The organism is Rhodanobacter sp. FW104-R8, assembly GCF_001617365.1.
GTDB lineage: Bacteria > Pseudomonadota > Gammaproteobacteria > Xanthomonadales > Rhodanobacteraceae > Rhodanobacter.
In genome coordinates this window covers 1-14,539 of sequence record NZ_LVJR01000110.1, presented here as the reverse complement: position 1 = coordinate 14,539, position 14,539 = coordinate 1, and the positions used below count along the sequence as shown (strand labels likewise).

Here is a 14,539-nt window from a genome sequence, read left to right as displayed (position 1 = left end):
TGCGTTCATCCTTGAACGCGAAGGTCAAATGAGCGGCCATCCGTGGCCGCACTCTTCAAAAACATGAATCAGGTAGTCGCCACTCCATCCGACCCGAAGACCGCCAAGGTCAACCTGCTCGATTTCGATCGCCAGGGCCTGCGTGATTTCTTTGCGCAGCTCGGCGAGAAGCCGTATCGCGCCGAGCAGGTGATGAAGTGGATCTACCATGATCTGGAAGACCGCTTCGAAAACATGACCGACGTGGGCAAGGCGTTGCGCGCCAAGCTCACCGAGGCGTGCTACATCGGCGCGCCGAACACCCTGCTGGACAAGGCTGCCACCGACGGCACGCACAAGTGGCTGCTTGGCATGGACAAGGGCAACGCGGTCGAGACCGTGTACATCCCCGAGCCGACCCGCGGCACCTTGTGCGTCTCCTCGCAGATCGGCTGCGCGCTGAATTGCCAGTTCTGCTCGACCGGCGCACAGGGCTTCAACCGCAACCTGTCCACCGCCGAGATCATCGGCCAGGTGTGGGTGGCGGCGAAGTACCTGGGCAATGTCACCCACCAGAACCGCCGCATCACCAACGTGGTGATGATGGGCATGGGCGAGCCGCTGGCCAATTTCGAGAACGTGGTGCGGGCGATGAAGCTGATGCGCGACGACCTCGGTTTCGGGCTGGCATCGAAGCGAGTCACGTTGTCCACCGCCGGTATGGTGCCGTTGATCGACGAACTGTCCGATGCCATCGACGTGTCGCTGGCGGTGTCGCTGCACGCGGCCAACGACGAGCTGCGCACCGAGCTGGTGCCGCTCAACAAGCGCTACCCGATCGCCGAACTGCTCGCCGCCTGCCAGCGCTGGATCGCGCGCAAGCCGCGCACCTCGATCACCTTCGAATACACCCTGATGAAGGGCGTCAACGACCAGCCCGAGCACGCCCGCCAGCTGATCAAGCTGATGCGCAAGCTGCCGACCTGCAAGGTCAACCTGATTCCGTTCAACCCCTTCCCGGGCACCCGTTTCGAGCGTTCGGACGCGGGCACAATCCGCGAGTTCCAGACGCAGCTGCTCAACGCCAGCGTGCTGACCATGCTGCGGCGCACCCGCGGCGACGATATCGATGCGGCCTGCGGCCAGTTGGCCGGGCAGGTGACGGATCGCACCCGGCGCAGCGCCGTTCTGCGCAAACGGCAGGACGAGGGGACATTGCATGCGATTTGACCGGGCATTGCTGATCTGCCTGTCGCTGCTGCTGGCCGGCTGCATCACCACGCGCACCGACAGCAGCTCGCTGGGCAAGAACATGCCGCAGGCCAGCAAGGCCGACCAGGCGCAGGATGCCGCCAGGATCCACACCGAACTGGGCCAGCGCTACCTAGCCTCCGGTGATCTGCAGACCGCCCTGGAAAAACTGACCAAGGCCCTGCAGTTCGACCCCAATTACGCGCCGGCGCACACCGTGATCGCGGTGCTGTACGAACGCATCAACAACCTGCCCGAAGCCGAGCAGCATTACCGCAAGGCGGTAGCGCTGGAACCGGCCAAGGGTGCGCCGAACAACAATCTGGGCGTGTTCCTCTGCCATATCGGAAAGATCGCCGAGGCGAACGGCTATTTCCAGAAAGCCGTCGCCGATCCCTTCTACCAGACCCCGGACGTGGCGCTAACCAATGCCGGCGTATGCCAGCTGCGCGCGAGCGACGTCGCCGGGGCCGAAGCGAATTTTCGTGACGCCATCGTGCGAAATCCGAAAAACGCAGAGGCACTCTTCCAGCTTGCCAACACGCTTTATCGGAATGGGGATGCGTTTCGCGCCAGGGCCTTCATCCAGCGATTCGACGCGCTGGAGCAGCCTACTGCCGCGTCGCTCAAGCTCGGCCACGACATCGAATCCAGCCTGGGCAACAAGGATGGTGCCCACAACTACCGCAAGCGATTGCTCAGCCAGTTCCCGGACTCGGAACAGGCGCACGCCCTTAACACCACCGCCAGCCAATGACCTCCATGCAGCCCCATCCGACCGCGCAGGGTTCGAGTGAGCCCGAGCTGTTTGGCATCAATTTGTCCAACATGGATGTGTCGTCGACAAACCCTCACACGGTAAGTTTCGGCAACCGCCTGCATGCGGCGCGTGAAGCCCGCGGCCTGGACCTGGAGGCCTGCGCGCATCAGTTGAAACTGCCCGCCCGCGTGCTGCGCCGACTCGAGCGCGACCAGTACGACGGCATCGATTCGAAGATCTACCTCGCCAGCTACATCGGCAAGTACGCACGGCATCTCGGCCTCGACGAGGCGTCGGTCCAGGTTGAACTCGATCGCATCAAGCAGGTCGAGCCGCTGCTGGTGGCCACCGGCGGCATCTCGCATTCGCGCTTCCTGCTGGATCGCTATGCCACGGCGGCTACCTATGTCGTGCTGACGGCGGTGATCGTGGTGCCGATGATCTGGCTGGGCGTGCGCGGCACGCTGGATCGCGACCTCAGCCATTTTGCGCCGCTGGATGCCGCCCCGGTGGCACAGATGGATGCGCCGGCACCGCCTGCTGCTGCCGTCGATCGTGCCAGCAAACCGCTACCGGCGTCGCCGCCGAAGGTGACGCCGGTAGCGGAGCAGGATCAGCCGCTGCTGGCTTCGATGGCACCGTTCCCGAGCCTGGAAAACACCAATCTGTCGTCGGCCAGGCCCAGCACGCCGTCCGCGCCGGCCGTCGATGCCGGCACCGGCAGCCACAGTCTGAGCCTGAGCCTGTCCGACGCCAGCTGGGTCGAAGTGGTCCAGGCCGATGGTTCGCGCCTGGAATACGGGCTGCTGCCGGCCGGCAGCAGCAAGACCTACCGCAGCGACCAGCCGTTGGACGTGCGCATCGGCAATGCCAGTGGCGCGCAAGTAAGCATCGACGGTGCATCGGTGGGCCTGGACGAATTCCGGCGCGCCAACGTGGCCCGTTTCCGCATGCAGATGCAGGACGGCAAGGCCTCCGCGGCCAGTCTCTGATCGCCACCAGCGGCCGCTGCGGGCGGCCCATTTCGGTTATGCTTGCCCACTTGGTTCGCCCGGCAACGGGCGGGCACGACGGGCATTTCCTTTTTCTGTCCACCGCGCCGGCACGTGCACGCGTCCTCTGGTGCGCGGCCTCTTGAATGGTGATCGCATGGCATTTGAAGAATACGACAAGTACGAACAGAGCGAACTGGTTCAGAAGTGGCTGCGCGAAAATGGCATGTCGATCGTCGTGGGCATCGCAATCGGCCTGGTCGGCATCTTCGGTTGGCAGCAGTGGCGCAACCACCAGGCACGGCAGGAGGGCGAGGCCGCTCAGCTCTATCAGCAGGCGCAGATTGCGTTCGCCTCCGGCAAGCCGGACACCGCCGCGCAGCTGACCGACCGGCTGATGAAGGATTACGCCAAGTCGCCGTTTGCCGTATTTGCCGTCAGCGATCGCGCCAGGCAGCAGGTGCAGGCCGGTCAGCTCGACAAGGCCGAGGTGTCGCTGGAGTGGGCCGAGAGCCACGCCGCGGCTCCGGAACTGAAATCGCTGACGCTGCTGCGCATCGCCCAGGTGGAGCTGGCGCGCGACAACGGGAAGCAGGCGCTGGCCACGCTCGACCGCATCCCGGCCGGCAGCTATCAGGGCCTGGTGCAGGAACTCCGCGGTGATGTGCTGGTCAAGCTTGGACGCTCCGACGAAGCGCGCAAGGCCTATCAGGCAGCCTTGTCGGTGTTGGGCGAGGAAGCGCCGCAACGCGGCGCCTTGCAGATGAAACTCGATGATTTGGCCGTGGACGGGAAGCAGGGCGCATGAAACGATTTTTGCTGATCACGCTGGCCTCGTTGGTAAGCCTTGCCGGGTGTCATTCGTTCAAGAAGGAAAACGTCCAGCCGCCGACCCCGTTGGCGAAGGATTTCAAGCCTACCGTGCAGGTCACCCGCCTGTGGCGCAACAGCGTCGGCCATGGCGCCGGCACCAGCGGCGCGCGCCTGCGTCCGACCGTGGTGGATGGCGTGCTCTACGCCGACAGCACGGACGGCAAGCTGGCGGCGTTCGACGCCAGCAGCGGCAAGACCCTGTGGTCGAAGAGTTCGAGCACCCATGGCTGGTTCGGCTGGGGCGACAAGAAGCGCAAGGACGCGATGTACGCCGGCGGTCCCGCGGTCAACGGCGACCTGCTCGCCGTCGGCACGCTGGACGGCCACGTCTACGGCATCAATGCGAAGGACGGCAGCCCGCGCTGGGAAGCCGAGGTGAATTCCGAGGTGCTGGCGTCGCCGGTGATCGTGGACAATCTCGTGGTGGTGCGCACCAGCGACGGCCGCGTCTACGCACTGGATGCCGCCAGCGGCGAGCGTCGCTGGGTGTACGACCAGGGCACCGTGCCGCTGCTCAGCCTGCGCGGCAATGGCGCGCTGCGAGCCGCCAACGGCGTACTGTTCTTCGGCAGCGACGACGGCAAGCTGATCGCGCTGCGCCAGGACAACGGCACCAAGCTGTGGGAACAGAGGCTTGCCAGCGGCGAAGGCCGCACCGAGATCGACCGCCTCAGCGACGCCGACGGCGCGATCCTGCTGGATGGCAGCACGCTCTACGGCGCCGCCTACCACGGCAACCTGATGGCGGTGGACGGCCCCAGCGGCCGCCCGCTGTGGTCGCACCCGTTCTCCAGCTTCGGTTCGCTCGCGGTCAGCGGGAATGCCGTGTTCGGCGCCAACGACGAGTCGGTGCTGTGGGCGTTCGACAAGAGCGGCGGTTCCGATCTCTGGAAGAACGACGCGCTGAAGCATCGCTGGGTCACCGGCCCGGCCGTGCAGGGCAACTATGTCGTGGTCGGCGACATGGAAGGCTACGTGCACTGGTTGCAGACCGGCGACGGCGCGCTGGCCGCGCGCGAGCGACTGTCGAAGAAGGCGATCCGCGCCCAGCCGCTGGTGGTGGGCGATGTCGTCTATGTCGAGGACGTCGAGGGCCGCATCGGCGCCTACCGTCTGTCCTCGCCCTGATTTTGCCTTAACGTAGTCCACGTCATGCTGCCTGTCGTTGCACTGGTCGGTCGTCCGAACGTCGGTAAATCGACCCTTTTCAATGTGCTGACGCGCAGCCGTGACGCCCTGGTGGCCGACATGCCGGGCGTGACCCGCGATCGCCACTACGGCGTATGCCGCACCGGCGGGCGGCCGTTCGTGGTGGTCGACACCGGCGGCCTGTCCGGCGCCGAAGACGCCATGGACGTGCTGACCGCGAAACAGGTGCGGCTGGCGATCGAGGAAGCGAACGTGCTGGTGTTCGTGGTCGACGCCCGCGATGGCCTGCTGCCGCAGGACTACGTGATCCTCGGCGAGCTGCGCCGCAGCGGCAAGCCGATCGTGGCGGTGGTCAACAAGACCGACGGCCTCGACGTGCAGGTCGTGATGGCCGAATTCTCCGCATTCGGCATCGGCAACACCCTGCCGCTGTCGGCGGCGCACAACCGCGGCACCGACGAGCTGATCCACGTCGTGCTGCCGCTGCTGCCGGCCGATGAGGAAGGTGCGGCAGCCGAAGAGGGCGAGGACGGCAGCATCCGCGTCGCCATCGTCGGCCGCCCGAACGCCGGCAAGTCGACCCTGATCAACCGCCTGCTGGGCGAGGAGCGGCTGATCGTTTCCGACGTGGCCGGCACCACGCGCGACCCGATCCGGGTGCCGCTGGAGCGCGACGGCAAGCGCTATACCCTGATCGACACCGCCGGCATCCGGCGCAAGTCGCGGGTCGAGGAGGCGGTGGAGAAGTTCAGCGTCATCAAGACGCTGCAGTCGATCGCCGCCGCCCAGGTCGTGGTGGTGATGATCGACGCCCGCGAGAACCTCGCCGACCAGGATCTCACCCTGATCGGCTACGCGATGGACGAGGGTAGGGCGCTGGTCATCGCGATCAACAAATGGGACGACATGGATTCGTACCAGCGCGACGAGTGCCGCCGCGCGCTGGATCGCCGGCTGGTGTTCGTCGACTGGGCCAAGCAGGTGCAGATTTCCGCGCTGCACGGCTCGGGCCTGCGCGAGCTGATGCGCGCGGTGGTGCGCGCGCACGCGTCGGCGACCAAGGTGCTGGTGTCTTCCGATCTCACCAAGACGCTGGAAAAGGCCTATGAGAGCTACCAGCCGCCGCTGGTGAACGGCCACTCGCCGAAGCTGCGCTTCGCCCATCCGGGCGGCACCAATCCGCCGACCATCGTGATCCATGGCACCCGCACCAAGCACATCGCGCCGGCCTACCAGCGCTACCTGGAAAACTTCTTCCGCAAGCGCTACAAGCTGGAAGGCACGCCGGTCCGCATCGTGTTCCGCGAGGGAGAGAACCCGTATGCCGGGCGCAAGAAAGTGCTGACCAAAGAACAGCAGCACAAGGCGCGGCGCCGGCTCAGCGAGCTGATCAAGCGCACGCGCTGAGCCGCGCGCCGTACCGCAAGCCGGCGGGTAAACTGGTGCGATGAGCGAATCACTGAACCGCGAAACCTGGCTGGGCGCGTTGCGCGGGCGCATCGCCGAGATCGCGCCGGCCCAGGCGCTGGCCCGCCAGGCGCAGGGCGGCCTGCTGATCGACGTACGCGAGGACGCCGAACGCGCCGCCGGCATGCCGGCCGATGCGCTGGGCCTGTCGCGCGGTTTCCTCGAACTGCGCATCGAACAAGTGGAGGCGAGCCGCGACCGTCCGTTGCTGCTCCTGTGCGGCAGTGGCCAGCGCTCGCTGCTGGCGGCCGAAGCCCTGCAGCGCCTCGGCTATCGCGACGTCAGCTCGGTGGCCGGTGGTTTCGAGCGCTGGAAGGCCGAAGGCCTGCCGGTTTCCGCCGGCACGCTCGATGCGGATGCCGCCGAGCGCTACGCCCGGCAACTGCGCCTGCCGCAGGTGGGCGAGGCAGGGCAGGCGCGCCTGGCCGCCGCGAAAGTCGTCCTGCTCGGCGCGGGCGGCCTCGGCGCGCCGGCCGCGTTGTACTTGGCCGCCGCCGGGGTCGGCCAGCTCACCCTGATCGACGACGACAGGGTCGAGCGTTCCAACCTGCATCGCCAGGTGATCCACGCCGATGCCCGCGTCGGCATGGCCAAGACCGAGTCGGCGCGGATCGCGCTGCAGGCGCTCAACCCGCGCATCCGCGTCGAGGTGCGCAATGAGCGCCTGCAGGCGGACAACGTGGAACGGTTGCTGGCCGGCCACGACCTGCTGATCGACGGCGCCGACAATTTTCCCGCGCGCTACCTGCTGGCTGCCGCCTCGCAGCGCCTGAAGCTGCCGATGGTCTACGGCGCGGTGGAACGCTTCAGCGGCCAGCTCAGCGTGTTCGATCCGCGCCGCGCCGACTCGCCGTGCTATCGCTGCCTGTTCCCCGAACCGCCTGCCGCCGCCGATGCGCCGAATTGCAGCGAGGCCGGCGTGCTCGGCGTGCTGCCCGGCATCGTGGGGCTGCTGCAGGCCACCGAGGCGCTGAAGTTGATCCTCGGCCTGGGCGAGCCGCTGGTCGGCCGCCTGCTGGGCTTCGATGCGCTCGGCATGCACTTTCGCGAAACCCGCCTGCCGCGCGATCCGGATTGCCCGGGTTGCGGCGCGGGTGCGGTATTCGGCGGCTACGCGGAGGTCGCCCGGCTCTGCAGCGTGGCAGGCTAGCCCAGGTCCGTCGGGATCAAGCCGTAGACGCGCGCGTCCCGAGCCTGTCCGCCCATCCACAACCGTTGCCGCGCCAGCGCCTCGAACCGCGCGCCGACCCTTTCGGCGGTGTGCTGGCTGGCGCGGTTGTCGGGCAGCGTGACGATCTCGATCCGCACCAGCCCCAGTTGTTCGAAACCGAACCGCGCCACCAGGGCCGCGGCGGCCGCCGCCAGTCCCTTTCCCTGGCGCGACTGGCGCACCCAGTAGCCGAGATTGGCGCTGCGGTGAAGCGGATTGTGCTGGTTGAGGCCGATGCCGCCCAGCAACCGGCCGGAGTTCGCCTCGAACATCGCGAACGCCTGGATCTCGCCGGAGTGCCAGCCGACCCGGCAGTGCGCTATCCACGCAGCGGCGTCATCCGCGCCGTAGTCCGCATGGCACCAGGGCAGCCAGCGGCCGACCGTCGCCACCGACTCGCGTGCAGCCTCGACGAGGGCGCTCGTGTCGTGCTCCTTCCAGGGGCGCAGGTGCAATCGGCCATCGGTCAGTTCCAACGTGGCGGGCAAGGTGCCGTCGGTGTTCATGCATGCCGTTTGTGCGCTTCGGGCCAAGCCCGGATAATGGCGAACTTTACACGCAGGCAACGACATGAGCGCACGCATCCTCGACGGCAAACGCATCGCACAGGAACTGCTCGAGCGCATTGGCCTGCGCGTGGCCCGACGCGTTGAGCAGGGCCTGCCCGTGCCGGGACTGGCGGTGGTGCTGGTGGGCAGCGACGCGGCGTCGTCGGTCTACGTGCGCAACAAGCGCAAGGCCTGCCACCAGGTCGGCTTCCGCTCGTTCGATTACGACCTGCCGTCGACAACCAGCCAGAGCGAATTGTTTGCCCTGATCGATCGGCTCAACGCCGACCCGGAGGTGCACGGCATCCTGGTGCAGTCGCCGCTGCCGGAACACATCGACGAGGATGCGCTGGTCGACCGGATCGACCCCGCCAAGGACGTCGACGGCTTCCAGGCGATCAACGTGGGCCGGCTGGCCTTGCGCCGTTTCGGCCTGCGCCCGTGCACGCCGAAGGGCGTGATGACCCTGCTCGGGCACACCGACCGCCCGGTGCGCGGACAGCATGCGGTGGTGGTCGGCGTGTCCAACCACGTGGGCCGCCCGCTGGTGCTGGAGCTGATGATCGCCGGCTGCACCACCACCAGTTGCCACCGCTTCACCCGCGACCTGGAAACCTTCGTGCGCCAGGCCGATATCGTGATCGTCGCCGTAGGCAAGGCCGGGCTGGTGAAGGGCGAGTGGATCAAGCCCGGCGCCGTGGTGATCGACGTGGGCATCAACCGGCTCGACGACGGTCGCCTGGTCGGCGACGTGGAATTCGCGCCGGCCGCCGAACGCGCCAGCTGGATCACCCCGGTGCCCGGCGGCGTCGGCCCGATGACGGTGGCCACGTTGATGGAGAACACGCTGGAGGCCGCCGAGGCTCGCACGGCGCCGCGCAGGGTCGCCTGAACTGACCATCGGTTGCCACCGCATTCAGCCGCACGTCTGGCGAGCATGCCGGAGGGGCGCGTATAATCTCCTCTTTGCAGCGGGACTTTTCGCATGCGCATCCTCGCCGAGGCCCTGACCTACGACGACGTCTACCTCGTTCCGGGCCATTCCGTCGTGCTTCCCCGCGACGTCGATACCTCCACCCGCTTCACCCGCAACCTGCGCCTGAACATCCCGATCGTGTCCGCCGCGATGGATACGGTCACCGAAGCGCGGCTCGCCATCACCATGGCGCAGAACGGCGGCATCGGCATCATCCACAAGAACATGACCGCCGAGCAGCAGGCCGCGGAAGTGCGCCTGGTGAAGAAGTTCGAGGCCGGCGTGATCCGCAGCCCGATCACGGTGGGCCCGGACACTTCGATCCGCGAGGTGCTGCGGCTGACCCACGCGCACAACATCTCCGGCGTGCCGGTGGTCGAGGGCAGCAAGCTGGTCGGCATCGTCACCAGCCGCGACATGCGTTTCGAGCGCAAGCCCGAGGATCCGGTGCGCAACATCATGACCCGCCAGGACAAGCTAGTCACGGTAAAGGAAGGCGCCAGCCAGGACGAGGTGCTGCAGCTGCTGCACCGGCACCGCATCGAGAAGGTGCTGGTGGTCAACGACGACTTCCAGCTGCGCGGGCTGATCACCGTGAAGGACATCCAGAAGGCGCGCGACAACCCGTATGCCGCCAAGGACAGCCACGAGGCGCTGCTGGTCGGCGCCGCGGTCGGTGTGGGCGGCGACACCGAGCAGCGCGTGGCCGCGCTGGTCGACGCCGGCGTCGACGTGCTGGTGGTGGACACCGCGCACGGCCATTCGCAGGGCGTGATCGAACGCGCCGGCTGGGTCAAGAAGCACTACCCGCAGGTGCAGGTGATCGCCGGCAACATCGTCACCGGCGAAGCGGCGCGCGCGCTGCTCGACGTGGGCGTGGACGCGGTCAAGGTGGGCGTTGGCCCCGGCTCGATTTGCACCACCCGCGTGGTGGCCGGCGTCGGCGTGCCGCAGATCACCGCGATCGACCTGGTCGCCACCGCGCTGAAGGACGAGATCCCGCTGATCGCCGACGGCGGCATCCGCTATTCCGGCGACATCCCCAAGGCGCTGGCCGCCGGTGCGTCCAGCGTGATGCTCGGCTCGATGTTCGCTGGCACCGAGGAATCGCCGGGCGAGGTGGAACTGTTCCAGGGCCGCTCGTACAAGAGCTACCGCGGCATGGGCTCGATCGGCGCGATGCAGCTCGGCTCCAAGGACCGCTACTTCCAGGACGAAGCCGACGCCGACAAGCTGGTGCCCGAAGGCATCGAGGGCCGCGTGCCGTATCGCGGCCCGCTGCGCAACATCATCCACCAGCTGATCGGCGGCCTGCGCGCCTCGATGGGTTACCTGGGGGCGGCCACCGTCGACGACGTGCGGCACAAGGCGCAGTTCGTCAAGGTGACTTCCGCCGGCGTCACCGAGGCGCACCCGCACGACATCCAGATCACCAAGGAAGCGCCGAACTACCGGCTGAACTCCTGAAGGCCGGGGTTCGGGACACGGGATTCGGGATTGGGCAAAGCAGGGTGCCAATCCCCTCCGCGTCTCGTGATTCACCGCCATCCACATCGCCCATCACACAGCCACGTTGCCGCCGGCATGTCCGAATCCCGAATCCCGAATCCCCAATCCCGGCTCCACGACGACAAGATCCTGATCCTCGACTTCGGCGCGCAGTACACGCAGCTGATCGCGCGGCGCGTGCGCGAACTGGGCGTGTACTGCGAGATCTGGGCGTGGGACCACGACCCGGCCGAGATCGCCGCGTTCGGCGCGAAGGGCATCATCCTGTCCGGCGGCCCGGAATCCACCACGCTGGCGGGCGCGCCGAAGGCCCCGCAGCAGGTGTTCGACAGCGGCCTGCCGATCCTCGGCATCTGCTACGGCATGCAGACCCTGGCCGCCCAGCTGGGTGGCGCCACGGAGGCGGCCGACGCGCGCGAGTTCGGCCACGCCAGCGTGGACGTCGTGGCCCCGAGCCGCCTGTTCGACGGCCTCACCGATCATCCGGGCGAGCACAAGCTCGACGTGTGGATGAGCCACGGCGACCACGTGTCGAAAGCGCCGCCGGGTTTCGTCGTTACCGGCACCACGGACCGCATCCCGGTGGCGGTGATGGAGAACGACAGCAAACGCTGGTACGGCGTGCAGTTCCACCCCGAGGTGACCCACACCAAGCAGGGCGGGGCGCTGCTGAAGCGCTTCATCACCGAGATCTGCGGCTGCGCGACGCTGTGGACCGCCGCCAACATCATCGACGACCAGATTGCCCGCGTGCGCGCCCAGGTGGGTGACGACCACGTGCTGCTGGGCCTGTCCGGCGGCGTCGACTCCTCGGTGGTCGCCGCCTTGCTGCACAAGGCGATCGGCGACCGGCTGACCTGCGTGTTCGTCGACACCGGGCTGCTGCGCTGGCAGGAAGGCGACCAGGTGATGGCCACCATGGCCGCCGCTTCCGATGAGCACGGAATGGGCGTCAAGGTGATCCGCGTCAACGCGGCCGACCGCTACTTCAAGGCGCTCGAAGGCGTGGCCGACCCGGAGGCCAAGCGCAAGATCATCGGCGGCCTGTTCGTGGAGATCTTCGACGAGGAGTCGGAGAAGCTCATTGCCGTCGGCGGCAACGTGAAGTGGCTGGCGCAGGGCACGATCTACCCCGACGTGATCGAATCGGCCGGCAGCAAGACCGGCAAGGCCCACGTCATCAAGAGCCATCACAACGTCGGTGGCCTGCCGGCCCACATGAAGCTGAAGCTGGTCGAGCCGCTGCGCGAGCTATTCAAGGACGAGGTACGCCGGATTGGCGTGGAACTCGGGCTGCCGCGCGCCATGGTCTACCGTCACCCGTTCCCGGGCCCCGGCCTCGGCGTGCGCATCCTGGGCGAAGTGAAGCGCGAATACGCCGAACTGCTGGCCCAGGCCGATGCGATCTTCATCGACGAGCTGCGCAAGGCCGACCTGTACGACAAGACCAGCCAGGCGTTCGCCGTGTTCCTGCCGGTGAAATCGGTGGGCGTGGTGGGCGACGCGCGCGCCTACGAATGGGTGATCGCGCTGCGCGCGGTGGAAACCATCGACTTCATGACGGCGCACTGGGCGCACCTGCCCTACGAGTTTCTCGGCAAGGTTTCAAACAGGATAATCAATGAATTGCGAGGTGTTTCTCGCGTTGTTTATGATATAAGTGGCAAGCCGCCGGCCACGATCGAGTGGGAATAGCAAAATCAACCACTTGCACGTACCAGGGAAGGCCGGCGATTTGCCGGCTTTCTCATGTAATGAATGCAATAGATTGAAATGAAAGAAGAAACAAACGACACCTCAGGTGAATTCTCGGCAGCCGACGAGCAGTACATGCGGCGCGCGCTGCAGCTGGCGGCGCACGCCCGCGACGCCGAGGACGAGGTGCCGGTGGGCGCGGTGCTGGTGCAGGGCGGGGAGATCGTCGGGCTGGGCTGGAACCGCAACATCACCCTGCACGACCCGACCGCCCACGCCGAGATCATGGCCATGCGTGCCGCCGGCGAGAAAGTGGCCAACCACCGCCTGTCCGGTGCCACGCTGTACGTCACGCTGGAGCCGTGCGCGATGTGTGCGATGGCGATGATCCATGCCCGTCTCGGCCGCGTGGTCTATGCCGCCGCCGATCCCAAGACCGGCGCCGCCGGCAGCGTGTTCGACACCCTGGTGGATGCGCGCCACAACCATCGCATCGAAGTGGCCGGCGGCCTGCTGGCTGAGGAATCCGCCGCTTTGCTGCGCGAGTTCTTCCGCGCCCGCCGTTGAGCCTCAGTCGCTGCCGGACGGGATGTCGGCCGTAGCCAGCGTGCCGTCGGAGGAACCGTCCACCTTGCTGCCCAGCAGTTGCAGGCGCAGCCCCCAGGGCGATACGAAATCCAGCGCCAGGCGGCCTGCCAGCGGGCCGGAGGTCAACCGGCGCGGCGCACCGCTCACGTCGACGCCTTCGTGGCGCAGCCACTGGTCGGCGTGCGCCACGTCATCCGTCACGAACCGCAACGTGCGGCTGGCCTGTTCCTGCGACGACCGTGCAGGGGAAGGGGAGACGCCCCGTTCATCGAACAGTTCGACGATCGAACCCTCGTCACAGGCCAGAAGACTGGATTGCCGCGGGCTACCGACCCCGCCCGCAGCCGGGTCGATCGAGCGACAGTCCAGCACGTCCCGGAAAAATGCCACGGCTTGCGCCAGGTCCGGCACGCCGATCCTGGCGTAATCGCCGCCGTACAACGTGGCTGCACCGGCACTCGGCAGCGTGGCGATCACCATGCCGAGAACAAGAAACAGCCGCGAGAGTAATGATTTGCCCATGATCCGGCACCCAATGCGCTTGTGGCCCGCAATATGGGCACCGGCCGTTTCCGGCAAAACCCTACGGGGGTGATCGGCGAGTTTCCGTGGGCGAACGATTCGGTGGAGCGGGATCGTTCCGGGACGGAAACGGTGCGATCCCGCCAGGGCCGTTGATCCATGGTCTAGCAACCCGGATCTTCCCGTGCATCCACACGGACCGGCACGGCACGGGTCGAGCCGGTCACCCGCATCGCGAGGAATCACGGGAATGAAGAACAACCTCAGCCACTTGCCGCAACGTTCGCAGCGCCGGTTCGGCAGCCAGAACGCCGCAGGCCGCGCCACGGTCTCCGGAAATACCGCAGCCGGTACCGGCTTGCGTCCCGAGGACGGTTACGACTGGTTGCGCCGGATCAAACCGGTCCGGACGGATCAGCGGGCAGGGCAGTAGCGGGCATCGCCACGGCCCATTTCACGGCCTGGACCGTGCGGCGGCTGTTCGTGCGTCACGCTCAAAAGAACTCGTACTCGACCTGGGCCAGCACGGTGCGCCGCGGAGCGGCGGGATTGATACCCAAAAGCAGTCCGATGCGGTACTCGACATTCCCATGCGTGCCCGGCACGTGCCATTCGCCGGTGGCCACGGGGCCGGCCTGGTAGGCGTTGTCGTCCGGGCGGCCGTACGCTTCGATACCGGGCCGGAATGACGACGTCAAGGCATAGGTGCCCGCGTAGCTGTAGCGAAATTCCGTGCCATGCGATGCGCCACTGCCGATGTGGCGTTCCCAGATCAGGTTGACGCGATGATCGAAGCGGCCTGCCGTCTTCTCGATCAACGGGCCGAGCTCGAGCTCACCGGGGCCGCGGCCCCTGGGATGACCGTAGGAGGCGAGCAGGCCCACGTCGGCCCAGTAGCGCCCCGGCTCGGTGAACTGGAACGTATTCTCGAACTCGTAACCCACCAGCTTTCCCTGTCCTCCGGGCTCTTTCTTGTATTCGGCCACGTAGAGTTCGGGCTTCCACCAACCGGTGACTGCG

Annotated in this window: 15 protein-coding genes; 12 read left to right on the top strand and 3 right to left on the bottom strand. The window is 67.0% G+C overall.

Going from position 1 to position 14,539, the window contains the following annotated elements; genetic code table 11:
• The first annotated feature begins 63 nt into the window (after positions 1–63).
• The 7 genes from rlmN (at position 64) to moeB (ending at position 7,621) form a co-directional block, all read left to right on the top strand.
• Complete coding sequence (gene rlmN, locus RHOFW104R8_RS14165; RefSeq protein WP_068090323.1) at positions 64–1,209, top strand: 23S rRNA (adenine(2503)-C(2))-methyltransferase RlmN; 1,146 nt, start codon at positions 64–66, stop codon at positions 1,207–1,209.
• Positions 1,199–1,987, top strand: a complete 789-nt coding sequence (gene pilW / locus RHOFW104R8_RS14160) for a type IV pilus biogenesis/stability protein PilW (RefSeq protein WP_068090321.1) — start codon at positions 1,199–1,201, stop codon at positions 1,985–1,987. The genes rlmN and pilW overlap by 11 nt, the downstream gene beginning before the upstream one ends.
• Positions 1,984–2,982, top strand: coding sequence for a helix-turn-helix domain-containing protein (locus tag RHOFW104R8_RS14155; RefSeq protein ID WP_082823645.1), 999 nt, complete (start codon positions 1,984–1,986; stop codon positions 2,980–2,982). The genes pilW and RHOFW104R8_RS14155 overlap by 4 nt, the downstream gene beginning before the upstream one ends.
• Before the next feature lie 157 nt (positions 2,983–3,139).
• The gene (locus RHOFW104R8_RS14150; RefSeq protein WP_068090318.1) at positions 3,140–3,790 is read left to right on the top strand and encodes a tetratricopeptide repeat protein; all 651 of its coding nucleotides are present in this window, start codon (positions 3,140–3,142) and stop codon (positions 3,788–3,790) included.
• On the top strand, positions 3,787–4,983 hold the full coding sequence (gene bamB / locus RHOFW104R8_RS14145; RefSeq protein ID WP_068090316.1) for an outer membrane protein assembly factor BamB: 1,197 nt from the start codon (positions 3,787–3,789) through the stop codon (positions 4,981–4,983). Before RHOFW104R8_RS14150 ends, bamB begins: the two co-directional genes overlap by 4 nt.
• Before the next feature lie 24 nt (positions 4,984–5,007).
• Positions 5,008–6,411, top strand: a complete 1,404-nt coding sequence (gene der, locus RHOFW104R8_RS14140; protein ID WP_068090314.1) for a ribosome biogenesis GTPase Der — start codon at positions 5,008–5,010, stop codon at positions 6,409–6,411.
• A 40-nt stretch (positions 6,412–6,451) separates the two neighbouring features.
• Positions 6,452–7,621, top strand: a complete 1,170-nt coding sequence (gene moeB / locus RHOFW104R8_RS14135) for a molybdopterin-synthase adenylyltransferase MoeB (RefSeq protein WP_068090310.1) — start codon at positions 6,452–6,454, stop codon at positions 7,619–7,621.
• On the opposite strand, the gene RHOFW104R8_RS14130 is transcribed toward moeB, so the two are convergent.
• Positions 7,618–8,187, bottom strand: coding sequence for a GNAT family N-acetyltransferase (locus tag RHOFW104R8_RS14130; protein WP_068090308.1), 570 nt, complete (start codon positions 8,185–8,187; stop codon positions 7,618–7,620). The genes moeB and RHOFW104R8_RS14130 overlap by 4 nt on opposite strands.
• Positions 8,188–8,251: 64 nt before the next feature.
• Between RHOFW104R8_RS14130 and folD the strand changes: the two genes are divergently transcribed.
• The 4 genes from folD to tadA all read left to right on the top strand — a co-directional run bounded on the left by folD (position 8,252) and on the right by tadA (position 12,976).
• Complete coding sequence (gene folD / locus RHOFW104R8_RS14125) at positions 8,252–9,121, top strand: bifunctional methylenetetrahydrofolate dehydrogenase/methenyltetrahydrofolate cyclohydrolase FolD (RefSeq protein WP_068090305.1); 870 nt, start codon at positions 8,252–8,254, stop codon at positions 9,119–9,121.
• Between the two features lie 93 nt (positions 9,122–9,214).
• Positions 9,215–10,672 (top strand): IMP dehydrogenase, encoded by a 1,458-nt coding sequence (gene guaB, locus RHOFW104R8_RS14120; RefSeq protein WP_068090303.1) that lies wholly within the window; start codon positions 9,215–9,217, stop codon positions 10,670–10,672.
• Positions 10,673–10,789: 117 nt separating this feature from the next.
• Positions 10,790–12,409: a glutamine-hydrolyzing GMP synthase gene (gene guaA / locus RHOFW104R8_RS14115; protein ID WP_068090301.1), complete on the top strand. Its 1,620-nt coding sequence runs from the start codon at positions 10,790–10,792 to the stop codon at positions 12,407–12,409.
• A gap of 78 nt (positions 12,410–12,487) precedes the next feature.
• Positions 12,488–12,976 (top strand): tRNA adenosine(34) deaminase TadA, encoded by a 489-nt coding sequence (gene tadA / locus RHOFW104R8_RS14110; RefSeq protein ID WP_068090299.1) that lies wholly within the window; start codon positions 12,488–12,490, stop codon positions 12,974–12,976.
• Between the two features lie 3 nt (positions 12,977–12,979).
• On the opposite strand, the gene RHOFW104R8_RS14105 is transcribed toward tadA, so the two are convergent.
• The gene (locus tag RHOFW104R8_RS14105) at positions 12,980–13,519 is read right to left on the bottom strand and encodes a VOC family protein (protein WP_068090297.1); all 540 of its coding nucleotides are present in this window, start codon (positions 13,517–13,519) and stop codon (positions 12,980–12,982) included.
• Positions 13,520–13,769: 250 nt separating this feature from the next.
• Between RHOFW104R8_RS14105 and RHOFW104R8_RS17475 the strand changes: the two genes are divergently transcribed.
• A complete protein-coding gene (locus RHOFW104R8_RS17475) occupies positions 13,770–13,952 on the top strand; it encodes a hypothetical protein (RefSeq protein ID WP_068090294.1) in 183 nt (60 codons plus the stop codon).
• Positions 13,953–14,013: 61 nt separating this feature from the next.
• Here RHOFW104R8_RS17475 and RHOFW104R8_RS14100 read toward each other — a convergent pair.
• Positions 14,014–14,539 (bottom strand): hypothetical protein (locus RHOFW104R8_RS14100; protein WP_068205456.1); only part of this gene is annotated, 526 nt, incomplete at its 5' end.

Coding starts and splice junctions, on each gene's coding strand:
- RHOFW104R8_RS14130 (WP_068090308.1), bottom strand. CDS start 8,187: ATGAACACCGACGGCACCTTGCCCGCCACGTTGGAACTGACCGATGGC.
- rlmN (WP_068090323.1), top strand. CDS start 64: ATGAATCAGGTAGTCGCCACTCCATCCGACCCGAAGACCGCCAAGGTC.
- tadA (WP_068090299.1), top strand. CDS start 12,488: ATGAAAGAAGAAACAAACGACACCTCAGGTGAATTCTCGGCAGCCGAC.
- RHOFW104R8_RS14150 (WP_068090318.1), top strand. CDS start 3,140: ATGGCATTTGAAGAATACGACAAGTACGAACAGAGCGAACTGGTTCAG.
- pilW (WP_068090321.1), top strand. CDS start 1,199: ATGCGATTTGACCGGGCATTGCTGATCTGCCTGTCGCTGCTGCTGGCC.
- guaB (WP_068090303.1), top strand. CDS start 9,215: ATGCGCATCCTCGCCGAGGCCCTGACCTACGACGACGTCTACCTCGTT.
- bamB (WP_068090316.1), top strand. CDS start 3,787: ATGAAACGATTTTTGCTGATCACGCTGGCCTCGTTGGTAAGCCTTGCC.
- guaA (WP_068090301.1), top strand. CDS start 10,790: ATGTCCGAATCCCGAATCCCGAATCCCCAATCCCGGCTCCACGACGAC.
- RHOFW104R8_RS14155 (WP_082823645.1), top strand. CDS start 1,984: ATGACCTCCATGCAGCCCCATCCGACCGCGCAGGGTTCGAGTGAGCCC.
- der (WP_068090314.1), top strand. CDS start 5,008: ATGCTGCCTGTCGTTGCACTGGTCGGTCGTCCGAACGTCGGTAAATCG.
- folD (WP_068090305.1), top strand. CDS start 8,252: ATGAGCGCACGCATCCTCGACGGCAAACGCATCGCACAGGAACTGCTC.
- RHOFW104R8_RS14105 (WP_068090297.1), bottom strand. CDS start 13,519: ATGGGCAAATCATTACTCTCGCGGCTGTTTCTTGTTCTCGGCATGGTG.
- moeB (WP_068090310.1), top strand. CDS start 6,452: ATGAGCGAATCACTGAACCGCGAAACCTGGCTGGGCGCGTTGCGCGGG.
- RHOFW104R8_RS17475 (WP_068090294.1), top strand. CDS start 13,770: ATGAAGAACAACCTCAGCCACTTGCCGCAACGTTCGCAGCGCCGGTTC.